23 protein-coding genes and 1 tRNA gene are annotated in these 22,626 nt (G+C 66.3%); 12 read left to right on the forward strand and 12 right to left on the reverse strand.

Going from position 1 to position 22,626, the window contains the following annotated elements:
• Nucleotides 1–14: 14 nt before the first annotated feature.
• Together ABFK29_RS10725 and xth are read right to left on the reverse strand one after the other, a co-directional pair.
• Nucleotides 15–251, reverse strand: a complete 237-nt coding sequence (locus ABFK29_RS10725; RefSeq protein ID WP_005857816.1) for a BolA/IbaG family iron-sulfur metabolism protein — start codon at nt 249–251, stop codon at nt 15–17.
• A gap of 179 nt (nt 252–430) precedes the next feature.
• A complete protein-coding gene (gene xth / locus ABFK29_RS10730; protein ID WP_005857818.1) occupies nt 431–1,213 on the reverse strand; it encodes an exodeoxyribonuclease III in 783 nt (260 codons plus the stop codon).
• 455 nt (nt 1,214–1,668) lie between these two features.
• Between xth and ABFK29_RS10735 the strand changes: the two genes are divergently transcribed.
• From ABFK29_RS10735 to ABFK29_RS10745, 3 genes are all read left to right on the forward strand, one after another.
• Complete coding sequence (locus ABFK29_RS10735; RefSeq protein ID WP_005857820.1) at nt 1,669–2,322, forward strand: DUF6749 family protein; 654 nt, start codon at nt 1,669–1,671, stop codon at nt 2,320–2,322.
• A gap of 73 nt (nt 2,323–2,395) precedes the next feature.
• A complete protein-coding gene (locus ABFK29_RS10740) occupies nt 2,396–3,454 on the forward strand; it encodes a DUF6902 family protein (protein WP_005857822.1) in 1,059 nt (352 codons plus the stop codon).
• Entirely contained in the window at nt 3,451–4,374 is a 924-nt protein-coding gene (locus ABFK29_RS10745; protein WP_005857824.1) for a DMT family transporter, read from the forward strand. Before ABFK29_RS10740 ends, ABFK29_RS10745 begins: the two co-directional genes overlap by 4 nt.
• A gap of 249 nt (nt 4,375–4,623) precedes the next feature.
• Here ABFK29_RS10745 and ABFK29_RS10750 read toward each other — a convergent pair whose 3' ends face one another.
• On the reverse strand, nt 4,624–4,947 hold the full coding sequence (locus ABFK29_RS10750) for a HesB/IscA family protein (RefSeq protein WP_005857825.1): 324 nt from the start codon (nt 4,945–4,947) through the stop codon (nt 4,624–4,626).
• A 220-nt stretch (nt 4,948–5,167) separates the two neighbouring features.
• Between ABFK29_RS10750 and ABFK29_RS10755 the strand changes: the two genes are divergently transcribed.
• The 9 genes from ABFK29_RS10755 to ABFK29_RS10795 all read left to right on the forward strand — a co-directional run bounded on the left by ABFK29_RS10755 (nt 5,168) and on the right by ABFK29_RS10795 (nt 14,870).
• Nucleotides 5,168–6,370: a deoxyguanosinetriphosphate triphosphohydrolase gene (locus ABFK29_RS10755; RefSeq protein ID WP_005857827.1), complete on the forward strand. Its 1,203-nt coding sequence runs from the start codon at nt 5,168–5,170 to the stop codon at nt 6,368–6,370.
• 45 nt (nt 6,371–6,415) lie between these two features.
• Nucleotides 6,416–7,039, forward strand: a complete 624-nt coding sequence (locus ABFK29_RS10760) for a hypothetical protein (RefSeq protein ID WP_005857829.1) — start codon at nt 6,416–6,418, stop codon at nt 7,037–7,039.
• Between the two features lie 30 nt (nt 7,040–7,069).
• Nucleotides 7,070–8,938, forward strand: coding sequence for a cation:proton antiporter (locus ABFK29_RS10765; protein WP_040604374.1), 1,869 nt, complete (start codon nt 7,070–7,072; stop codon nt 8,936–8,938).
• A 70-nt stretch (nt 8,939–9,008) separates the two neighbouring features.
• On the forward strand, nt 9,009–10,751 hold the full coding sequence (gene argS / locus ABFK29_RS10770; RefSeq protein WP_005857833.1) for an arginine--tRNA ligase: 1,743 nt from the start codon (nt 9,009–9,011) through the stop codon (nt 10,749–10,751).
• A gap of 78 nt (nt 10,752–10,829) precedes the next feature.
• Nucleotides 10,830–11,990 carry an SPOR domain-containing protein gene (locus ABFK29_RS10775; protein WP_005857835.1) on the forward strand — a complete coding sequence of 387 codons (1,161 nt, stop codon included), beginning with the start codon at nt 10,830–10,832 and terminating at the stop codon, nt 11,988–11,990.
• Nucleotides 11,987–12,967, forward strand: coding sequence for a beta-N-acetylhexosaminidase (gene nagZ / locus ABFK29_RS10780; RefSeq protein WP_005857837.1), 981 nt, complete (start codon nt 11,987–11,989; stop codon nt 12,965–12,967). Before ABFK29_RS10775 ends, nagZ begins: the two co-directional genes overlap by 4 nt.
• 10 nt (nt 12,968–12,977) lie before the next feature.
• A complete protein-coding gene (locus ABFK29_RS10785) occupies nt 12,978–13,772 on the forward strand; it encodes a segregation and condensation protein A (RefSeq protein WP_005857840.1) in 795 nt (264 codons plus the stop codon).
• Entirely contained in the window at nt 13,769–14,458 is a 690-nt protein-coding gene (gene scpB / locus ABFK29_RS10790) for an SMC-Scp complex subunit ScpB (protein WP_005857842.1), read from the forward strand. Before ABFK29_RS10785 ends, scpB begins: the two co-directional genes overlap by 4 nt.
• A 160-nt stretch (nt 14,459–14,618) precedes the next feature.
• Complete coding sequence (locus ABFK29_RS10795; protein ID WP_005857843.1) at nt 14,619–14,870, forward strand: hypothetical protein; 252 nt, start codon at nt 14,619–14,621, stop codon at nt 14,868–14,870.
• 99 nt (nt 14,871–14,969) lie between these two features.
• Here the strand turns inward: ABFK29_RS10795 and ABFK29_RS10800 are convergent, their stop codons facing one another.
• The 9 genes from ABFK29_RS10800 to ABFK29_RS10840 form a co-directional block, all read right to left on the reverse strand.
• Entirely contained in the window at nt 14,970–15,629 is a 660-nt protein-coding gene (locus tag ABFK29_RS10800) for a DUF1236 domain-containing protein (RefSeq protein WP_005857845.1), read from the reverse strand.
• Between the two features lie 180 nt (nt 15,630–15,809).
• Nucleotides 15,810–16,889 carry a 2'-deoxycytidine 5'-triphosphate deaminase gene (locus ABFK29_RS10805; RefSeq protein WP_005857846.1) on the reverse strand — a complete coding sequence of 360 codons (1,080 nt, stop codon included), beginning with the start codon at nt 16,887–16,889 and terminating at the stop codon, nt 15,810–15,812.
• A gap of 187 nt (nt 16,890–17,076) precedes the next feature.
• Nucleotides 17,077–17,153 (reverse strand) — tRNA-Pro (locus ABFK29_RS10810).
• 82 nt (nt 17,154–17,235) lie between these two features.
• Nucleotides 17,236–18,468, reverse strand: coding sequence for a MerR family transcriptional regulator (locus ABFK29_RS10815; RefSeq protein ID WP_005857848.1), 1,233 nt, complete (start codon nt 18,466–18,468; stop codon nt 17,236–17,238).
• Nucleotides 18,469–18,480: 12 nt separating this feature from the next.
• Entirely contained in the window at nt 18,481–18,783 is a 303-nt protein-coding gene (gene ihfA / locus ABFK29_RS10820; RefSeq protein ID WP_005857850.1) for an integration host factor subunit alpha, read from the reverse strand.
• Between the two features lie 172 nt (nt 18,784–18,955).
• A complete protein-coding gene (locus ABFK29_RS10825) occupies nt 18,956–20,011 on the reverse strand; it encodes a hypothetical protein (protein WP_005857852.1) in 1,056 nt (351 codons plus the stop codon).
• 67 nt (nt 20,012–20,078) lie between these two features.
• Complete coding sequence (locus tag ABFK29_RS10830) at nt 20,079–21,089, reverse strand: LysM peptidoglycan-binding domain-containing protein (protein ID WP_005857854.1); 1,011 nt, start codon at nt 21,087–21,089, stop codon at nt 20,079–20,081.
• Between the two features lie 16 nt (nt 21,090–21,105).
• Nucleotides 21,106–21,447 carry a hypothetical protein gene (locus tag ABFK29_RS10835; protein ID WP_005857856.1) on the reverse strand — a complete coding sequence of 114 codons (342 nt, stop codon included), beginning with the start codon at nt 21,445–21,447 and terminating at the stop codon, nt 21,106–21,108.
• Between the two features lie 177 nt (nt 21,448–21,624).
• On the reverse strand, nt 21,625–22,626 hold the full coding sequence (locus tag ABFK29_RS10840; protein WP_040604375.1) for a beta-ketoacyl-ACP synthase III: 1,002 nt from the start codon (nt 22,624–22,626) through the stop codon (nt 21,625–21,627).

The following is a 22,626-nucleotide window of genomic DNA, read 5'->3' on the forward strand; positions in this document are numbered from 1 at the left end:
GGGGCCGGGTCGGGTCAGTCGGGGGCCCGGGTGGTCAGGGCGAGGGCGTGCAGTTCGCCGGACGGGCCGTCCATCTTGCCCTTGAGCGCGGCGTAGACGGCGCGTTGTTGCTGGACGCGGTTCATGCCCCTGAAACTTTCGTCGACGACCATCGCGGACATGTGCACGCCGTCGTCCCCTTCGACGACGATCTTGGCGTCCGGGAAGGATTGGCGCAGAAGGTCCTCGAGGTCCTGGGCATGGATTGGCATATGGGGCTCCGCTCTCGTGTCTCTGGTGGTCCGGCTGTTTCCGGGGGCTTTTGTCAGGAATCTAGACCGCCCGGTGGGGCTGTGCAAGGGCGTGCGGTGCGGCCTGCGGCCGACGAGAGGCGCTGCCTCTCGTGCTCTCCGAGGTATTTTCGTCCAGGTGAAGAGGGGGGCGGCGGCGCTCAGGCGGCGAGGTCGCACCAGACGGGGACGTGGTCGGAGGGCTTTTCGGCGGCGCGGACGTCCTTTTCGATCCAGCAGTCGTTGAGGAGGTCGGCGGCCTGCGGTGTCAGCAGCAGGTGGTCGATGCGGATGCCGTTGTTCCGTTGCCAGGAATTGGCCTGGTAGTCCCAGAAGGAGTAATGGCCCGGACCTTGCGTGCGGGCGCGGAAGGCTTCGGTGAACCCGAGGTTGACGATCCGGCGGAAGGCCTGCCGGGTCTGGGGGAGGAACAATGCGTCGTCGGTCCAGGCGTCGGGTTTCGCGGCGTCCTCGGCCTGCGGGATGACGTTGTAGTCGCCGGCCATGACCGCGGGCATCTCGGAGGCGAGGAGCTGTTCGGCGCGGGTGTGGAGGCGCTCCATCCAGGCGAGCTTGTAGTCGTATTTCGGGCCGGGGGCGGGGTTGCCGTTGGGCAGGTAGAGACCGCAGAGGCGCACGGCGGTGGTGTCGCCCATCACCGTCGCCTCGATCCAGCGGGCCTGTTCGTCGTCCGGGTCGCCGGGCAGGCCGCGCGAGACGTCTTCGAGCGGCAGTTTCGACAGGATGGCAACACCGTTGAAGCCTTTCTGTCCGTGGGTCTCGACGGCGTAACCCATATCCTCGAAATGCTCCCTGGGGAAATTCTCGTCCACCGACTTGATTTCCTGCGCCAGGACAACGTCGGGGTTTGCAGACTGGAGCCAATCGGAAAGGGCGCCGATCCGCGCCTTGATGCCGTTGATGTTGAACGTCGCGATTTTCATTCGATCCCCCGATTTTGGTTCAGGTGGATCGTGGATCGTGTCGGAGGTCAAGCGCGGGGGTTTGGCATGTTGGACAGGGGGTGACGCCAAACAGTGCTAAGTGACGTCAGGCAACGTCATTTTTTGCATTTTTTGTGTCGAATCCCGAGGCGTTTGATCGCCTTTAGGTTGAGCGAAACTCCGCCGCTCAACCGAAATTTTCAGTGACTCGAATCGCCTTTCCAGACTTTGCAACCCTGCAAAGTTGTGTTGCGTGGCTTCGATTCCACTTTTCCACAAGTTTTATCGGTCTGGGGATAAGTCCTATTGTTTCGCATTCAGAGACAGATGTATCCACCGGTCCCTGTGGAAAAATAATTGATTAAACAACCTTAACAGGAATTAACTTTCTTGCAAACGCTTTTTGCGGGCAGCGTTAGGGGGTCAACAACGCACTTCCTCAACGGAGAACGACAATGTCCGCACTCATCAAAACCAATCTCTCTGAAGAAATCGTTTCCGGCAGCGAAACAAGCGCAATCGCCGGTGATTCGGTTGAAATGTTCACGTCCTGGTCCGGCCCGACCCGCGGCGACCTGCGTGACGGGTCCGCTGTCGAGATGTTCACCTCCTGGTCCGGCCCGGTGACCGGTTCCGCAGCCCAGGGCGGCAATGTCGAGGCGTTCACCTCCTGGTCCGGTCCGGCGGCAGGCGACAAGATTTCCGGCGACAGTGTCGAGGCGTTCACCTCGTGGTCCGGTCCGGCGGCAGGCGACAAGATCTCCGGCGACAATGTCGAAGCGTTCACCTCGTGGTCCGGCCCGGCGGCGGGCGACAAGATCTCCGGCGACAGTGTCGAGGCGTTCACCTCGTGGTCCGGTCCGGCGGCAGGCGACAAGATCTCCGGCGACAATGTCGAAGCGTTCACCTCGTGGTCCGGTCCGGCGGCGGGCGACAAGATCTCCGGCGACAGTGTCGAGGCGTTCACCTCGTGGTCCGGTCCGGCGGCAGGCGACAAGATCTCCGGCGACAATGTCGAAGCGTTCACCTCGTGGTCCGGTCCGGCGGCGGGCGAACGCGAAGCCGGCGATGCGGTCGAGGCCTTCACCAGCTGGTCGGTCAAGGCCTGAGCCTGACCGCGACTGACAACCTGCGAACCCGGGCGGGGCGTGACGCTCTGCCAATGACAGAGGAGAAGACCAAATGCCAAATGTCATCCAACTGACCGTCCCGTCCCGGATTGCGCCTCTGGAAGCGCGGATCACCGCGCTTCTGGGCTCCTTCGCCGATCATCGCCGTACCGGTGACGACGTGTTCTGGCTGAAGGAAAACGCCGAACTGCTGAATATCCTCGAATGCACCGGGCAGCCGGTCGCACCGGAGGCGCTGAGCGTGCACGAAGCGTTCTATGCGCAGGCCGAAGACAGGCTGACATTCTTCCCACAGTACTACAGATTTCTACTCTCAATTGCATTGGATCTTGAGGATCTCGGCTTTTCGGGGAACTCTGGTCAGCGCATGGTTGAGTTTGCCGCGTCAGAGCGCCTCCCGGAGGCAGAATTGTCCGACCTCCAGAGGGCCGAGGCCCGGCGCCTGATGATGCGCCGCGGGGTCGATCCGGTGCGGGACGCAGGGCTTGACGACAGGCTGCGCGCCTTCTGCGGACGGACCGCCACCTTTGCGCTGCCGAACAAGAAGGCGGCCTACGAGCTGACGCATATCGTCTACTATCTGTCCGAATACGGCCGCCGGGATCCCCGGCTCGGTGACGACGCCCTGATCAGTCTGCATTTTGCCGGGCTGACCGCCTTTCTGGACCAGAACGCCGACCTGCTTGCCGAGGTCTGCATCGCGCTGGTCTATGCCGGTCAGGAACCTCCGATCGCCTGGAGCGCCTGGCTGGAAGAGGAAACCGCCGCCTACACCGTCGACCACGGCGAGGGGCTGCCGCTGAACGACGATTACCACGAATTCCTGGTCTGCAACTGGCATCAGGCGGTGATCGGCGCGCCGGTGTTCCGCAAGCCGCTGGAGACCGAGCGGATGACCTATTCCAAGAACGGGCGCCGGTCGACCGCGCTGCGCGAGATCAGCCAGGCCATGCTGGGCATGGAGCGGCGGAGCGGTGACTGGGAGCGGATGCGCACCATGATCCTGCCGGCGCTGTCGGAAACCACGCTTGAGGTCCTGACCGTGGCCAGCGAAAGCTGCGCGCTTTTTCCCGACTACTTTGCGGGCTTCGCCCGGGCAGGTGCCGCATGAACCGGATGTCGAAGATGTGGATGGCGCTGGGTGGCGCCGGTGTGGGGGCGCTGCTGGTGGTGGTCTACACCGGCATGATGGCGGCGGCCGACGGGATCACCAAGTTCATCGCCGGGTCCTACGCCGCGCCGCAACTTTTCGTGCTGTCGTCGTTCCTGGTGGTGGCCTTTTCGGTCGGGGGCGCGCGCATCGGCGGACAGGGTGTCGTCGCGGGGCTGCGCGTGCGGTCGCGCGCGGCGATGCTGATCCGCGCGGTTCTGACGGTGGTCGCCTCGGTCGCGTTCTTCATGGCGTTCCGTCATCTGCCCTTTGCCGACGTCTTCCTGTTCATCGGTCTGATCCCGCTGATCGCGGCGGTGCTGTCCGGCCCGATCCTGGGCGAGACGCCGCGTCCGCTGGCCTGGGCGGCGCTGAGCGTCGGTGCCTGCGGCGTGCTGTTCCTGATGCCGGGCGGCGTGTCCGGGATGCAGGCGGGCCATGCCTGGGCGCTGCTGGCCGCCGTCTCCGGCACCGGCTCCATGCTGGCCGCACGGGTGATCGCCAAGGTCGAACGCGCGCCGCTGGCGCAGGTGTTCTGGCCGAACCTTGCCCTGATGGTGTCCATGGCGGTGGCGCTGCCTTTCGTCTGGCAGCCGATGGGTCTGAACGATTTCATCTGGGTCGCGGCCTATGCCGGCGCGCTGTTCGGAGCACGCTACGTCGTGGCCGAGGCGCTGCGCCTGCTGCCGGCCTATGTCGCCACGCCGCTGATGAACCTGCAGTTCGTCTGGATGGTGGTCATCGGATTTGTCGGCTTCGGAGAAGTGCCGACGGCGGCGACGGTGCTGGGTGTCATGCTGGTTGTGGGCTCTGGCGCCTGGCTGGTGCTGGAAGAGCATATCGGACGGGCCCGGGCCGCGCGGATTGTTCCGGCGGAGTAAGGCCTGAGGGGTGGCGGCTGCGCCGCCGATAGGGTGAGACAAGCGGGTCGGCGGCTGCGCCGCCGACAGGGTGAAACATGCGGGTCGGCGGCTGGGCCGCCGACAGGCCGGGGCGGGCGCTGCCCTCCCCGGACCCCTCCCGAGGTATTTTCGCCAAGATGAAGACATGACGGAAATGAAGAGATGACGACAAAAGGGGCCGGTCGGCCCCTTTTGTCGTTCGGCACCGCGTGGCGTGGCGGTGCGCGCTCAGATCGAGAAGGACGTGCCGCAGCCGCAGGAACTGGTGGCGTTCGGGTTGTCGATGGTGAAGCGCGCGCCGATGAGTTCGTCGGTGAAGTCGATCGTGGCGCCGGACAGGAAGGGCAGGGAGACCGGATCGACCACCACCTTTTCCGGGCCTTCGGCGATCACGAGGTCGTCCGTGGCGGGCGCGTCGAGGCTGATGTCGTACTGGAAGCCGGAACAGCCGCCGCCCTCGACCGCCACGCGCAGGGCCTTGCCCTGGTCGGCGGCACCGATTTCGGACAAGCGTTCGAAGGCGCGTTCTGTGACTTTCGGCGGGAGCTGCATGGATCGGTCCTCGGTTGCGGTCCTTACAGACTTAAGTGCGGGCGGGCGCGGGGGCAAGACGGGGCTTGGCTTTCTGGTCCGCGGCTTGTGCATCTGTGTTACGTTTTGGTGCGGTCTGCGGCCCTGTCGCGGCGGCCGGGCAGCTGTCGAGACAACTTGTTGTTATCGCTGGCCCGAGGCGCTAAGAGACCAGCGTCAGATTTTATGGGAGACAGGCCGGATGGGCGCAGTTTACGCAAGCGATCCGGAAACCGCACGCGGGCGGCTTTTCGCGGAAGAGGAGAGCGCGCACCGGTCCTCTTTCCAGCGCGACCGCGACCGGATCATCCATGCGTCGGCGTTCCGCCGGCTGAAGCACAAGACGCAGGTCTTTATCGAGCACGAGAGCGATTTCTACCGGACGCGTCTGACGCATTCGATCGAGGTGGCGCAGGTGGCGCGGACCATATCGAACACGCTTGGGTTGAACATCGATCTGTCGGAGGCGGTCGCACTGGCCCACGATCTGGGCCATACGCCCTTCGGCCACACCGGGGAGGATGCGCTCGACGCGCTGATGAAGCCCTACGGCGGGTTCGACCACAACGCCCAGACCATCCGCATCGTGACCTCGCTCGAACGCCATTATGCGGAGTTCGACGGGCTGAACCTGACCTGGGACACGCTGGAGGGCATCGCCAAGCACAACGGGCCGCTGACCTCGGGGCCGGACGATCCGGGCGACGATCTGCCCTATGCGCTGAAGGCCTACAACGATCTGCACGACCTGGAGCTGCACACCCATGCCAGCGCCGAGGCGCAGGTCGCGGCGTTGTCGGACGACATCGCCTACAACAACCACGACCTGCACGACGGGCTGCGCGCCGGGCTGTTCACCGAGGAGGCCGTGGCCGAGCTGCCGATGGTGGGCGAGGCCTATGCCGAAGTGGACCGGCTGTATCCCGGCACCGACTGGTATCGCCGCCGCCACGAGGCGCTGCGGAGGGTGTTCGGCGTCATGGTCACCGACCTTCTGGACGTGTCGCGGCAGATCCTTTCGGACAGCGGCGCGCGGTCGGCGCAGGACATCCGCGAGCTGGGGTATCCGGTGATCGCCTTTTCCGACCGGATGACGGCGGACATCTCGGAGTTCCGCAAGTTCCTGTTCACCCGGGTTTATCGTGCGCCGACGGTCATGGACCAGCGGCGGCGGGTGACGCAGGCGGTCGACGACCTGTTTCCGATCTTCATGGACGATCCCACCCTGCTGCCGCGGCGGTGGCACAAGGATGTGGAAGCGGCGCAGGACGAAACCACGCGGGCGCGTCTGGTGGCCGATTACATTGCGGGCATGACCGACCGTTTTGCCTTGCAGCAGCACGCCAAGCTGACCGGCACCGACATTCTGGACGGACATTGGGAAACCGGGCTTTCGCGGCAGTGATCTCTGTGTCACATCTTTCGTCGAAGGGTGTGCGGTCCATTGGAAATGTCAGGTCAGTTCGAGGGCAGGGTCGCCGTGGTGGCGGGTGCGGAGCATCCCCTTGCGGCGTCCCTGTGCCGGCGCATCGCCGGTGGGGGCGGTCGCGTGGTGGCGCTTGGCCGCGAACATGACGCCCTTTTGGAGGTCGCCGGGTTCCGGCCCGCGCTGATCCAGACGCTGACGCTGGGCGGGATGCCCCACAACGTGGTCGATCTGCTCAGGGGAAGCTGGAACGGCGAGCCGCTGGATTGTTTCATCGACTGCATGCTGTTGAACGTGGCCGGAAACGCCGGCGCATCGCGCGAGGTCTTTGCGCTGAGCTTGGCGCTGACGGATGCGCTGGAGCGTGGCCTGACTGCCGCGCAAGGCTGCGCGACATTGGTCGTTCCGGAGGGTGTTTCATCCGATGATAAATCATATGAAGCAATCAGTTATGAGGCGATCCTCAACCGTTTTCTGAGCCTGCCAAGTCCCGTGAGGCGCATGGCGGTGCGGGTGCGGAAGGAGCCGGAGGCTTGGTCCGATGCGCAGTGTGTGTCCGCCGGGGACGTGGTGCTGAAGCCATTCGGCACGGGCGATGCCGTGAACGGCGATGCAAGAAAAGTCGACTGGACACCGGAACCGTCCTAGGTCTGACCGGGACGATACGGAGAGGGACGAATGGCGGTAGCTGAATCGGCGGGGGCACTGGACCCCGTTCTGGCTTTTGCGCTGGTGGGCGCGCTTGGCGTGGGCAGTCAGTGGCTGGCCTGGCGAATGCGGCTTCCGGCCATCGTGCTGATGCTGGCGGCGGGGCTGATCGTCGGCCCTGTGCTGGGGCTTCTGGACCCGGCCGCCCAGTTCGGCACCATGCTGTCGCCGATGATCGCCATCGCGGTGGCCATCATCCTGTTCGAGGGCGGGCTGACGCTGGACGTCGATCATCTGAGCGACGCGGCGACCGGCGTGCGCCGGCTGGTGATCATCGGCGCGCCGCTGGGGTGGCTGATGTCGGCCTGCGCGCTGCACTACGTGGCCGGCCTGTCGTGGGAGACCTCCGCGGTCTTCGGCGGGATCATGATCGTCACCGGCCCGACGGTGATCGCGCCCCTTCTGCGGCAGGCGAAGCTGGCGAAACGTCCGGCGGCGCTGCTCCAGTGGGAAGCGATCGTCAACGACCCGGTGGGCGCGCTGGCGGCGGTCCTGGCCTTCGAGGTCGTCGTCGTGCTGCAGACCGCCACCGGGGCGGGCCATGCCGTTTGGCAGCTTGCCATGGGGATCGGCGTGGCAAGCGCCCTTGGGCTGGCCGGGGGCGCGGGTCTGGCGGCCGCCTTCCGCCGCGCCTATGTGCCGGAATACATGAAGGTCCCCGTGTTGTTCGTTGTTCTGCTTGCGGTTTTCGCCGTTGCGGATTCGGTGCTGCACGAAAGCGGCCTCTTGGCTGTGACCCTGATGGGGCTGTGGATCGCCAATGCCGGGCTGCCGTCCTTCACCGAGCTTTACCGTTTCAAGGAACACGCGACCGTGTTGCTGGTCTCGGGGGTGTTCATCCTGCTGGCGGCGGGCATGAGTTTCGACCGGCTGATGGTTCTGGACTGGCGGGCGGTGGTCTTCGTCGCGGTGGTGATCCTGATCGCGCGCCCGCTGCCGGTGCTGATCGCCCTGGCCTTTACCAACGTGCCCGCGAAGGAGCGCATCCTCGTGGCCCTGACCGGTCCGCGCGGTGTGGTGCTGGTCGCCGTCGCCGGGCTGTTCGGCGAGCGGCTGGTGGAGCTTGGCATCCCGGACGGCGACCGCGTGGCGCCGCTGGCCTTCGCGCTGGTGGCGGCGACCGTGGTGCTGCACGGTTTCACCCTGTCTCCGGTGGCGCGGTTCCTTGGCCTCAGCGCCGGAGAGAAGCCGGGTGTGCTGATCCTCGGCGGATCGCGCTGGTCGGTGGAGCTGGCGCTGGCGCTGCGCAAGATGGGGCAGGTGGAAAAGAAGGGCGAGAAGGGCGAGGTGAAGAAATCCACCGGCCTGCCGGTGATGATCGCCGATCCCAATCATGCGCGGCTGCGCGGTGCGCGCGAGGCCGGGATCGACGTGTTCTTTGGCGACATCCTGTCGGAGGCGGCGGAAGAACGGGTGGAATTGATCGCCTACGAGAAGCTGATCTGCGCCGCCGAGAACGATGCCTACAACACGCTGGTCGCCACCGACCTCGCGCCGGAGTTCGGGCGCGACAACGTCTTTCAGCTTAAGCGGGTGAAGGAGACGAGTTCGCGCCACGCGCTGCCGGCCACGCTGGGCGGTCGGCCGCTGGCGCCGCAACAAACCTACTTCGAGGCCAACGCCGCGATTGCCGAGGGCTACGAGTTCCGCGTCAGCACCCTGTCGGAGGAATGGAAGCTGGAGAACTGGCGCGAGATGCTGAACGGCGCCGTGGCGGTGGCAGAGCTGACGCCGGGCGGGCGGCTGCGCTTCCTTGCGCCCGACGAAGACCCGCAGGACCGGCCCGGCACGCGCATCCTGTCCTTCACCGAGAAGCGGGAGGAACGGCGGGAGGCCTGAGGGGCAAAGCGACACGTTTGACGCGCGCGGCCAAAGTGATAGAGGAGGCGCCAATCCTTGGAGCCTGAACATGAACCTCTTTGCCGATATCCGCGCGCTTGTCCTCGATGCCATCACGACCCTCGTGACCGAGGGTGTGCTGCCTGACGGTCTGAACACCGATGCCGTGACGACGGAACCTCCGCGAGATCCGGCGCATGGCGACATGGCGACGAACGCGGCAATGGTGCTGGCCAAACCGGCGGGCAAGAAGCCGCGCGACATCGCGGAGGCATTGGCGGTCAAGCTGGCAGACGACCCGCGTGTCGCCAGTGCCGAGGTGGCGGGCCCGGGCTTTCTGAACCTGCGGCTGGAGCCGTCGGTCTGGCAAGCCCTTCCTAAGGCGATCCTGGGCGGCGGCACGGCATATGGCCGGTCCGACATGGGCAAGGGGGAGAAGGTCAACATCGAGTACGTCTCGGCCAACCCCACCGGGCCGATGCACGTGGGCCACGCGCGCGGCGCGATCGTGGGCGATGCCATGGCCTCGCTGCTGGCCTATGCCGGCTACGACGTGACCCGCGAATACTACATCAACGACGGCGGCGCGCAGGTCGACGTGCTGGCGCGGTCCGTGTACCTGCGTTACCAGGAGGCGCACGATCTGTCGGTCGACTGGCCCGAAGGCAGCTATCCCGGCGATTATCTGATCCCGGTCGGCGAGGCGCTGAAGGACAAGGTGGGCGACGTCTGGCTGGAAGCCCCCGAGAAGGTCTGGCTGCCGGAGGTCCGTGAGTTCGCGACCGCGGCGATGATGGCCCTGATCCGCGACGACCTGGCCGCGCTTGGCGTGCACATGGATGTCTTCTTCTCCGAGAAGTCGCTGTACGGCACCGGCCGGATCGAGGCGGCGATCGACGCGCTGAAAGAGATGGGGCTGATCTACTGGGGCGTCCTGCCGAAGCCCAAGGGCAAGGCGGAAGAAGATTGGGAAGAACGCGAGCAGTGGCTGTTCAAGTCGACCGATTTCGGTGACGACGAGGATCGCCCGGTGATGAAGGCGGATGGGTCCTGGGCGTATTTCGCGCCGGATATCGCGTATCACTACGACAAGGTGCAGCGCGGGTTCGATCTGCTGATCAACATCTTCGGCGCGGATCACGGCGGTTACGTCAAGCGGCTGAAAGCGGTGGTCAAGGCGCTGAGCCAGGATCGCGTGCCGCTGGACATCAAGCTGATCCAGCTGGTGAAGCTGTTCAAGAACGGCGCGCCGTTCAAGATGTCGAAGCGGGCAGGGACCTTCATCACGCTGCGCGATCTCGTGGACGAGGTGGGCGCCGACGTGGCGCGGTTCCACATGCTGACGCGGAAATCCGACGCGACGCTGGACTTCGACTTCGACAAGGTGGTCGAGCAGTCGAAGGAAAACCCGGTGTTCTACGTGCAGTACGCCCACGCGCGGATCTGTTCGGTGCTGCGCAAGGCGGGGGCCGAGGGCATCGACGTGTCCGATGCGACGCTGGCGGCGCAGGACCTGTCCGGCATGACGCATCCGGCCGAGCTGCACCTCGCCGCGAAGCTGGCGGAATGGCCGCGTCTGGTGGAGATCGCCGCGCGCACACACGAACCGCACCGGGTGGCGACGTACCTCGGCGAACTGGCGGCGGACCTGCATGGGCTGTGGAACCGGGGCAACGACGAACCGGCGTTGCGGTTCCTCCAGGATGACCCTGTTGCAACACAGTCGAAAATCGCGCTGGCACGCGCCACGGCAGTTGTGATTTCCGCTGGCCTTGGTATCTTGGGCGTGACCCCGGTGGAAGAAATGCGCTGACATAAGGCGCGCGCCGCCGGGTCCGACAGGCGCTTATCCAATCCGATTGGGCTGGTCCTACGGGCCGGCGGCGTCTTCATGAAGGACGAGCAGCATCACCTTGCCGGCAATGTACTGGCGGGGGAACACGAGGCAGACATGGCGGACTATTCCTATGACGCGGGGCGCATTGCGCCTGTTTCCGGGCATTTTCAGCACGGTGGCCAACGGTACGACGGCGAACGCGCTGCCGATTACGGCGCTCAGGACTATGGCGCGGCGGCGCAGGTCCGGACGGTTTCGATGACCAACCTGCTGGGCGCTGCGGCGTCTCTGGCGTTGGTCGTTGGTGTCGGCATCTGGGGCTACGGCGTGATGGCGCGGGACGTCAGCGGCGTGCCGGTCGTGCGCGCGGCCTCCGGTCCGATGCGGGTGGCGCCCGAAGATCCGGGCGGTACGCTGGCCGATCACCAGGGGCTGGCGGTCAACGCCGTGGCGGGGCAGGGGTCTGCCGAAGGGCCTGCGCAACAGCTTGTCCTGGCACCGCGCCCGGCTGGGCTTGCCTCCGAAGACGTGGCCACGGGGGCACTGTCCCTGGCGTTGCAGCAGGACGCAGAAGCGATGGCCACCGCGGCGGAGGATGGCGCGACGCCGGCGGTGTTGTCGACGCAATCCGGCGACAATGCAGAAAACGACCCTATTCTTGCACTGGCGGCCCAGATCGCGGCCGAAAGCGAGCCGTTGACGCCTTTGGCGCCCGGCGCAGACAACCCCGTGGTGACAGAGGTGCAGGACGTGTCGTCTTCGGGCGCGCGCGATCTTTTCCCGGAAGACGAATACGAGGAAGAGGCCGAGATGCCCAAGCCCGGTCCCGGACTTGGCCGGTCGCTCAGGCCCAGGCTGCGGCCCTCCGGCTTGCAGGTGGCGTCGGTCGGGCCGGTCGATGCCGACGTGATCGCCGCCGCCGTGGCCAGCGTCACCAAGGAGATCGACCCCGCGACTCTGCCCGCCGGCACACGGCTGGTGCAGATCGGCGCGTTCGACAGCGCCGAGACGGCGCGGTCCGAATGGACACGTCTGGAGACCCGCTTTGGCGACTTCATGGACGGCAAGGGCCGGGTGATCCAGCAGGCGACATCGGGCGGGCGGACGTTCTACCGCCTGCGGGCCGAGGGCTTCGTCGACCTGTCGGATGCGCGGCGGTTCTGCGCGGCGTTTGTCGCCGAGAAGGTGGACTGCATCCCGGTGGTCACGCGATGAACCGCTTCGGCGCGGCCATCCTTGGCTGCGCGGGGCAGGCGCTGACGGCGGACGAGAGGGCGCTGTTCCGGGACGTGCGCCCTTTCGGCTTCATCCTCTTTGCCCGCAACATCGAAAGCGCCGACCAGGTCCGGACGCTGTGTGACCAGATGCGCGCAGCCGCCGGTTTCGACGCGCCGGTGTTCATCGACCAGGAAGGCGGGCGCGTGCAGCGCCTGCGCGCGCCGCTGGCAAAGGAATTCCGGCCGCCGCTTGACGACGTGGCGCTGGGGCCGCGGGCCTTCTGGCTGCGCGCCCGTCTGATCGCGCACGAACTGCGGTCCATGGGGATCGACGGAAACTGCATCCCGACGCTGGACGTCGCGCGGGACGAGACGCACCCGATCCTGCGCAACCGCTGTTACGGCACCGACGTGGCGACCGTGGTCCGCCATGGCCGCGCCGTGGCGGATGGGCTGTTCGCGGGCGGTGTTCTGCCGGTGATGAAGCACATGCCCGGCCACGGGCTTGGCACACTGGACAGTCACAAGGACCTGCCGCGCGTCGGCGCGCCGCGAGATGTGCTCGACCATACCGATTTTGCCGCGTTTCGTGCATTGAACGACCTGCCGTTGGCCATGACGGCACATTTGGTGTTCGAAGAGATCGACCCGCAACCGGCCACGGTATCGAACATCATGGTCAAGGTGATCCGTAAAGAGATCGGATTTGACGGGCTTTTGATGACCGACGACATCTCGATGGAGGCGTTGAGCGGCACGGTGGACGAACGCTGTGCCGCGGCGTTGGCGGCGGGTTGCGACCTTGTCCTGCACTGCAACGGCGCCTTCGATGAGATGGTGTCGATCTGGGACCGCTGCGGAGAGATGACCCCGGCGGCACAGACCCGCGCAGAGGCGGCGCTGGCCGCCCGCCGCGCGCCCGACGATGTTGACATCGCGGCGCTGGAGGCTGAGTTTGACGCCTTGACCGCGTGAAGAGTGTCCGATGGACGATACCGACACAGAGCCGGAACTGCCGCTTTCCGTCGCCGATCGCATGGCGGCGGAAGCTTTGGTCGTGGACGTCGAGGGCTTCGAGGGACCGCTCGACCTGCTTCTGAACATGGCGCGCACGCAGAAGGTGGACCTGCGCCAGATCAGCGTTCTGGACCTGGCGCGGCAGTACCTCGTCTTTGTCGAGAAGGCCAAGGCGCTGCGGATCGAACTGGCGGCGGACTACCTCGTGATGGCGGCTTGGCTCGCGTTCCTGAAATCGCGCCTCCTGCTGCCGCCCGACCCGACGGAGGAAGGCCCCTCGGGCGAGGATCTGGCGGCGCATCTGGCTTTTCAGCTTGAGCGGTTGCAGGCGATGCGCGAGGTGGCGGCCAAGCTGATGGCGCGCGACCGGCTGGGCCGCGATTTCTTTGCCCGCGGCGTGCCGGAAGAGATGGAGCGCGTGCGGAAGGTGGTCTACACCGCCTCGCTGCTGGACCTGATGCAGGGCTACGCGCGCATCCGCACCAAGGACGAATTCCGGCCCTTCGTGATGGACCGGGACAAGGTGTTTACCATGGAACAGGCGCTGGACCGGATGCGCGGCATGATCGGCTTTGCGGGCCAGTGGACGGACATTCAGGGCTATCTGCCGGACGGTTGGAACGAAGACCCTGTGATGTGGCGCTCGGCCACGGCGGCGACTTTCGCGGCCTCGCTGGAACTGGTGAAGGAGGGCAAGGTGGAGCTTCGGCAGAGCGGCACATTCGAGCCGATCCAGCTGCGCCGCCGGGAGGGCCGGGAATGAACGATCTGCCGGAGACCGGACAGGAGGGGGCCGAAGACGTCGCCGAACCGATACGCGAGTCGTTGTTCGAGGCGCCGCCCATGGGCGAGCAGGAGCGCATGGTGGAGGCGATCCTGTTCGCCAGCGCCGAGGCCGTGACGGTGAAGGACCTGGGCGACCGGATGCCCCACGGCTGCGATCCGGCGGAGGCGCTGGTGCATCTGCGCAAGCGTTACGAGGGGCGCGGCGTGCGCGTGGTGCGCGTGGGCGACGCCTGGGCGATGCGCACCGCCCCCGACCTGGGCTACCTGATGCAGCGCGAGATGGTGGAGACCCGCAAGCTGTCGCGCGCGGCGGTGGAGACCTTGGCGATCATCGCCTACCACCAGCCGGTGACGCGCGCGGAAATCGAGGAAATCCGGGGGGTTGCCGTGTCGCGCGGCACGGTCGACCAGTTGATCGAGATGGATTGGATCCGTTTCGGACGACGCCGGATGACACCGGGACGACCGGTGACCTTTGTGGTGACGCAGGGCTTTCTCGATCACTTCGGGCTGGAATCGGCGCGCGATCTTCCCGGGCTGGCGGAACTGCGGTCGGCGGGGCTTTTGGAGAGCCGCCCGTCGCCGATCGGGCCTATGGGCGACGAGCGAGACCCGGACGAGATGGAGGCCGGCGAAGGCCAGTCGGAACTGTTCGAGGACTAGGGACAATTCCCCGTGTGCGCCCAAGATTGGACGCAATTGCGCGTTACGGTCTGGTAAGTTCTTGGTGAAACGGGGCGCGGTGCAGGCCGCTGCCCGGGCAGCTACATAATCCAAGGGATGCGGACCAGCGTGCCGCGTCCGAGAGGAGGCAGGCAGGAGCATGGACCAGATCATTCGGATGATCGTCAATCAGGTGGTGCGGCAATTCGTGAGCCGGGGTGTCAACGCCGGTATGAACCGCGCCTTCGGGCAGGGCCGTGGCGGGCAACGCGGCGACCGGATGCGCGGCGACGGTATGGCGCAGAGCTTTGACGACGGGCGGGGTGCGGAGCAGCCGGACCGGCAGGCGCAGCGCGAGGCGCGGCAGGCCCGCCGCGCGGCTCGACAGGCGCGGCGCGACGGACAGTCCTGAGCGCGATCCGGTACGCGTCTGCGCCACGCCCTCAGGCTGACCGCACCAAAAAAGGCCCCGCCGTGTGGCAGGGCCTTCCTGTGTCTGGCCGTATCAGCGTCAGCGCACGATGTAGACGATGCGGCGGTTCTCCGGGTTCACGATGACCGGCGCGTCGTTGACGTAGGCGTAGGTGTAGTCCGCTTCCGGCACGTCGTAGAGCGTCACGCCGTCCGGGATACCGGCGCCGACGACGACTTCGCCGTTCAGATAGACCGGCTCGACCGGGTTCTGCGACACGTAGGTGACGGTGGTCTCTGCCGGGGTGGCTGCGGCGCCCCCTGCGGCCCCCAGCACAACGCCTGCGGCGACGGCAGCGGGGCCACCGACCAGAAGCGCGGCGGTCGCGGCGCCAAAGCCTGCGCCCGCGGTCGCGTTCACGGCGGTTTCGGTGCCGTCCTTCTCCTGTTCGATGATCTTCACGTCCATGGCATCGGTGTTCTGGTAGATCACCGTCGGTTCCGGCATGGTGGTGTTCAGCAGGTAGGGGCTGTAGGCCCAGCCTTCGGCGCCGTCAAAGGACACCTTGCACCAGTCGGAGGCCGTGCAGCCGTCGACGGAGACCATCGCGTCCTGCGGCATCACGCTGACCACTCCGTACTGCGGTCCGGGGCCTTCGCGCAGGTTCAGCTCGGTCGTGGTGGCGGCGTCGAGCGCGAACAGCGGCGCTGCGGTCACGGCGGTGAGGGCAATGGCGGAGGCTGCGATTTTCTTGAACATTGATATGCTCCATTGTCGTGGTTTCCGGTATCGGACGGCGTGCCCGATCCTTGGAGCGACAACAGGAGAATGGGCCAACCGGTTCCGGTGAAACGGAAAATCCGTCGGTTGACGTGGCGCCATCCGGCAAGGCGCCGCCAAGGCCCGCAGGGAATGCGCGGAAAGGCGCAGGTTCCCGCGTCAGGCGGTCATGAAATGTTTCGAAAGTTTCAGGCCCTGTCCCTGATAGTTCGAGGCGATCCCCTGACCGTAAACCTGGGCGGGGACTTCGGACATGCGTTCATAGACGAGGCGGCCCACGGTCTGCCCGTGTTCGAGCACGAAGGGCGCCTCGTGGCAGCGCACTTCGAGCACACCGCGCGCGCCCGCGCCGCCGGCCGCCGCATGGCCGAAGCCGGGGTCGAAGAAACCTGCGTAATGCACGCGGAACTCGCCCACCATGGCGAGGAAGGGGGCCATCTCGGCGGCGTAGCCCGGCGGTATGTGCACGGCCTCGCGGCTCACGAGGATGTAGAAGGCGCCGGGATCGAGGATCAGCCGGTTGCGGTCGGAGCGCAGGCGGTCCCAGTAGTCGGCGGGGTCGTAGTGGTTGAGCTTGGCGAGGTCGATCACCCCGGTGTGCGGGCGGGCGCGGTAGCCCACGATGCCCTGCGGCCCGGGTTCGAGGTCGACGGAAAAGCCAAGCCCTGCGTCGATCACCGCCGGACCGCCCGCCACCAGTCCGACCTCTTCGTGCAGCGCCGTGAGCTGCGCGTCGGAGAGCACGGATTGACCGCGCCGGAAGCGGATCTGGTTCAGTGTCATGCCGGGGCGCACGAGGACGGAAAAGCTGCGCGGGCAGATCTCGGCCCAGAGGGGGCCGTCGTAGCCCGGAGCCACGCGGTCGAACTCCGTCCCGCCGTCGGTGATGACGCGGGTCAGCAGGTCGAGCCGCCCGGTGGAGCTTTTGGCGTTGGCGATGGCGGTGATGTCGTCCGGCAGGCTGAGGCGTTCCATCAGCGGCACGAGGTAGACGCAGCCCTTTTCCAGCACGGCGCCGGGGCCGAGGTCGATCTCGTGCATTTCGAACTCGGAGATGCGCGACGCGACGGTCCGGCCCTTGCCCGCGAGGAAGGAGGCGCGGACCCGGTAGGCGCGCGTCCCCAGCCGCAGGTCGAGGCTGGCGGGCTGCAACTGGCCGGGGGCGAACGGGTCGTCCGCCGCAAGCGCGCCGGTGGAGATCAGGGTCTGGATCTGCTGGCTGGCCAGTACGCCGGTCATGGGGGTCTCCGTCTTGTCGGGAGTCGTCTTAACAAGCCCCGGCGCGAAGGGGGAGACGAAAAGCGACGCGGGGGCACGTGTGCCCCGGTGCGGCGATTGCGGATGTTCCGGGAGCGGCAGACACGGTGCGCCAAGCCACCGGACGCGCGGTGCGCGACGGCATGGGGATGCTTGGCGGGGTGTGAATTGGTCGGGCTAGCAGGACTCGAACCTGCGACCTTCCGTCCCCCAGACGGACGCGCTACCAGGCTGCGCCATAGCCCGACTTGTCCGGCCTAATTACCGTTTTCTGCGGCAAGGGCAACCCCCCGCCGCAGCAATTTTCGGGGGATTTCAGAGAGGCCGATCAGACGTCGTCCTGACCCGCGCCATTCAGGCGATCGAGCCGCTGCTGCAGGACCGGCATTTGCGCGGCGATGGCCCTTGCCTGCTCTGGCGAGAGCAGTGTGAGCGATGCCGCCCGGGCGAGGAGACCGGGGCCGGCGTGCGGAGGTCCGGAATCTTCCGGCTGTGCGAAGTCGGGCAGGTTCAGGGCGTTGGTCGCGCGCACCGGCGCGTCCTGCACCGAGATGTCCGGGACGTGCGCCGGGTCGTGCTCTGCATCCGGTTCGGCGGGCAGGGCAACGTCTGCTTCCGCGTCTGCTTCCGCCTCGACCGGTTCCGGATCGCCGTCCGGATCGCTGTCCTGCGCGTCGTCCATCACGTCCGCCGCTTCGGGGGCGTCGACGATGGGGTCTTCGGCGGGTGCGGCCAAGTCGGGGTCGGGGTCGGATGCCGTGTCGTCGGGCGTTTCCCCGGGCGAGGGAATGCCAGCGGCGTCCGGAAGATCGAAAGCGAAAGCGGTCTGCAGCGTGTCCTCTGCAAGGCGGGCCATGTCGTCGTCCTCCGTCACCGATTCTCCCGCATCCGTTGCGGCCACGGCGGTGTGCTCTGCCGTAGCGTCATTTGACAAGGGAACGTCGGCGGGCATGGGCGCAGGCTGTGGCGCGAGGGAGACGGCGTCGTCCTGTGCGACGGGCGCGGGCTTCAGCGCGGGCGGGGCGAGGGGTTCGTCGGGGGTGTCGAACGGGTCGAGCGGTGGCAGGGAGGGCAGATCTTCGTCCGTTTCCGCCGCTTCGGCTGCCGCTTCGTGTGTGTCTTCGGGGGCGGAAGCCGCCGGTTCGACAGCGCCCTCCTGACCGGTCTCCGGCGTGTCCTGCGGAGGTTCTGCAGACCTGCCGGGGAAGGCCACGACGCCGTCGTCGGTCTGCTCGACCTCGATGTAGGGCGCATCCTCGATCAGGGCGGCGTCCTCGTCTTCGTCGCCGACCTGTGGCGACAGACCGGAAACATACCGCACGCCCTGTTCGCGGAGCACCTTCTGGACGCCCTTGATGGTCAGCCCGTCCTCATGCAGCAACTTCTTGATTCCGCCGAGCAATTCCATGTCGGCAGGGCGATAGTACCGACGCCCGCCCGCGCGTTTCACCGGTTTGACCTGGGTGAACTTGCTTTCCCAGAACCGCAGAACATGCGCAGGGGTCTCTAGCCACTCGGAAACTTCCGAGATGGTGCGGAAGGCGTCAGGCGACTTCGACATGCGTTACGCGCCTCAGCGCTTGTTGCCCGCGGCCACGCGGTCTTTCATCAAGTGCGAGGGCCGGAAGGTCAGCACGCGGCGCGGCTGGATCGGAACCTCTTCACCTGTCTTGGGGTTGCGCCCCACACGCGCGGCCTTCTCGCGCACGGAAAACGTGCCGAAGGACGAAATCTTGACCTGTTCTCCTTCGACAAGCGCGTCCGACATGTGCTGAAGCACTGCCTCGACCAGTTCCGCGCTCTCGTTCCGCGACAGACCAACCTCGCGAAATACCGCTTCGCTCAAGTCCATACGCGTCAGGGTTTTTTCCCCCATACTCATTCCCTCCGCTGTCCTGGTGCAGCTTATGCGCGTGCCAAATCCCAAGTCAATATCAATGGCTTGGAGAGGGGATTTTAGATGGCATGCCAAGACGGCAAGTTGCCTTTTGTCGCATATTGAAAAAGAGGCCCGCGAAGTCCGATCCGGCGCCAAAGCGGCGCCGGTGTCAGGTCGGGGTGATGGACAGCGTCTCCATCGCGATTTCGAACACTCGGCGATTGACCGCCCATTTCTCGAAATCCGCATCGGCGGCAGGTCCGAGCAGACACAGCGACAGCGGGCCGGAGGCCGTGACGGCGCGCAGGCAAAGCAGTGTGACCGCCGTTCCCTGCGACGTGCCGCGGCGAAAGAACGCCTCCATGAAGGTGCCGGCGTTCGTGGCGCTGAGGATCTGTTGCGGTGCCTCGAAACTCATGCCCTGATTGGTCAGCTTGGCGGTGAGATTGTCCTCGAAATCCTGCGCGCGGTCGTATTTAGCGCCCAGCATGGCAACGAGCGTGCCCGCGACGGTGTCGCCATGGGGCAGGATCATCTGGCGGACGTCGCCGTCGGGAATCGTGTCGCCCGGCGCGACCTCCAGCCAGCTGACGGGCAGGGAAAAGCTGGCCCTGGCCTCGGACGCCGTCATTTCCAGGTCGGCCATGGGTTCGGCGTAGGGTTCGTCGGAGGGGTCGAGAAGCTGGAAGCGGATCAGCGCCATCAGCGGGATTTCCTGAAAATGCGGCCAATCCGGGCGGCCGCGATGGTCGACCGAACCGTCGATCAGGTACATCAGGTCGCCGTCCTTGACGGTCATCATCCGGTGCAGGCGGCCGGTGGCCGGATCGGTGGTCAGTGCCTCGCCCATCAGGCCGTAGGCGGTGGGCAGCTCCTCAAGCGCGTGGACGTCGTGGCCCTGGGCGGTCAGCCATGTGCGCAGCCAGTCGGACCCGTTGATGACGCGCGGCAGGAAGGCGGCAACGACGATGACCTTGGCGCCGATCTCTGCCCCGTAGATGTCGGGTGCATCGGGGGTGAAACGGACCAGCATCACGACCGGGTTGTCGGGGCCGGGCACGGCGTTTTCGCCCGCGGGTTCCGCCAGCCAGTTCCGTGGCAGGGCGATTGAGAAGTGCCCGGCGGGAAAGATGCCCTGTCGCACGATGGTGTCGACGTAGATCCGTTCGAGGTCGGACTGCGGCGAGATTGGGCGTTCCAGCAGGGTGATGGCGTCGTCTGCCATGATGGGTCGGGTCCTTTCTGTCGGCGGACGTTGGTGCGGGCGTTTGTGCGGGTGGGGCGGGGCCCGGTCAGGGCCCGCCGGGTTTCAGCTTTGGTCCGATACTGAGGTCGAAGTCTGCCTCGCCCCCGAAGAGGACGGCAAGTTCGCCGCCGCTGCCCATGGTGTAGCGGCCGGTTTCGAGGTCCTTGTAGGCGTGCATGCGCCCGCCGGCCCCGATGGCCCCGCCCGAAACCCCGGCCTTGAGATTCGCGGTGACCGTCCAGTCCGTCAGCTTGCCGAGACCGAAGAATTCCGTGACGGGGGAGAGCCAGTGGATCGGGATTGTGATCTCGCCCTCCACATCGGCCTTGGCCGCCGCGGCGCTGGCGCCGATGCCTGCCGAAAAGCCGGAGCGCTTGCCGTCGTTGCCGTTCAGCATGTCGATCTTGGCTTCGGCGGAGCCGAGTTCCAGCTCTGTGCCCAGCTTGGCCTTGGCGTTGTGGGGCATGTTGGCCTGTACCGCGAAGGCCGTTTTCATGCCGCTGGCGGACGCATCCGCCTTCAGCCCGCCCGGACCGTGATGGGCAGAGACCTCGGCCGTGGCGACATTGAGTCCGAAATCGGCGGTGACGGGCCGTTTGTCGGACTCGTCCATGTTGCCCGCTTTGACGCGGAACAGCCCGGCGCCGACCTTGCCTTCGAACGTGGCCTTGGAGGACTTGTCCTGCGAGACCTCCACGTAAAGCGCTTCGGCCTTGTCGTTTTTCCAGGCGGCGTGGATCTCGGGTTTGACCGGTTTCAGCGCGCCGCAGGGAAGGACGACCTGGCCGGGCGCGGCCTTCTTCTTCTTTGCGCCGGACGCCTGACCGGCGGCGGCGGCGGTCTTGCCTTTCGGCGGTTTCTTCGGCGGGGCCGGCGGCGCGCCTGCGGGCGGCGGCAGCACCAGATTCTGCCCTTGTTTCAGCGGCTTCTTGCGGTTCAGGCCGTTGGCACGGGCGATGGCGGACGGAGTCGTGCCGTTCTCGCGCGCCACGCGGGACAGCGTTTCGCCGCGCTTGACCGTGTGGACGGCCGGTTTCCGTTCGGGTTTCGGTGGCATCGTCGGGACTTGCGCGTCAGGTCAGAAGGATGTGTTCAAGCCGGTCGACGCGGTCGCTGGCGGGTTCGCCCGAGGACAGGATGTCATGCGCCCATTGATAATCGGGCTGCTGGAAGAAATCCGGCGGGAAGGCCAGCAGTATATGGCTGAGACGGGCGATGTCGGCCTCCGTCTCGATCCCGTAGAACTGGCACAGTTCGAAGGCGTGGTTGATGCGCGGCACGCGCTGGTCGGGGGCGATCTCTTCGGGCATGTCGTGCTCGATGAAGGTCATGAGCTCGGCTCCGAGACCGGTGTAGAAGGCGTGCACGGCATTCTGTGCAAGACCGTCGAACTGCGATGAGGAGATCTTCAGCATCGGGTGACCCGGTCCGCCGGGCCGTCTTGCACGCCTTCAAAACAATACGACAAAATCAACGATTTAATAGCGGACATGGAAACAGGCTCCGGCAAGGTCTTCCCTAGCCGGATAGCAAACGGATGCCGCCACGGCAATGAAGCCATGGTCTTCTGGCGATGTAATCGTCCGGGTGGGTTACCAGCGCAGCACGACCGCGCCCCAGGCGAGGCCGCCGCCGATGGCTTCGGTGACGACCACGTCGCCTTCGGAGATCTGGCCGCGCGCCCGCCCCACGGACAGCGCCAGCGGGATCGACGCCGCAGAGGTGTTGCCGTGGTCCTGCACGGTGACGACCACCCGCTCCATCGGCAGGCCCAGCTTCTTGGCGGTGCCGGCGATGATGCGGATGTTGGCCTGGTGGGGCACGACCCAGTCGACCTCGGACGAGGGCATGCCGATCTTGTCCATCGCGGTGTTCGCGGTGGAGGCCAGCTTTTCGACCGCGTGCCGGAAGACTTCCTTGCCCGCCATGCGCAGGTGACCGGTGGTGTTCGTCGCGACGCCGCCGTCGACGTAGAGGATGTCGCGGAACCGCCCGTCGGAATTCAGGTCGCAGGACAGGATGCCCCGGTCGGCGTTGGTGCCTTCGCCCTCGCGCGCTTCGAGAATCAGCGCGCCCGCGCCGTCGCCGAAGAGCACGCAGGTCGAGCGGTCGGTCCAGTCCATGATCCGGCTGAACGTCTCCGCCCCGATGACAAGCACGCGTTCGGCCTGGCCCGAGGTGATGAGCGCGTTGGCGTTGGCCAGCGCATAGATGAACCCGGCGCAGACCGCCTGCACGTCGAAGGCAAAGCCCTTCGTCATGCCGAGTTCCGCCTGCACCATGGTTGCGGCGGAGGGGAAGGTCAGGTCGGCGGTGGAGGTCGCGAGGACGATGGCGTCGATGTCGTCGGCGGAGATGCCCGCATCGGACAGCGCAACGCGGGCGGCGCGCGTGGCAAGGTCCGACGTCGTCTGGCCCGGGGCCGCGATGTGTCGCCGTTCGATGCCGGAGCGCGCCCGGATCCATTCGTCGGAAGTTTCGAGAACGATCGGTTCGGGGGTCAGTCCGGTCAGCCCGGTCTCGAATTCGGCGTTCTCCACGATTCTATCGGGAAGGTAGTGTCCGACCCCGATAACGGTCGCGCGTCGTGTCAT

The organism is Sagittula stellata E-37 (assembly GCF_039724765.1).
In the GTDB taxonomy this organism is placed as follows: Bacteria; Pseudomonadota; Alphaproteobacteria; order Rhodobacterales; family Rhodobacteraceae; genus Sagittula; species Sagittula stellata.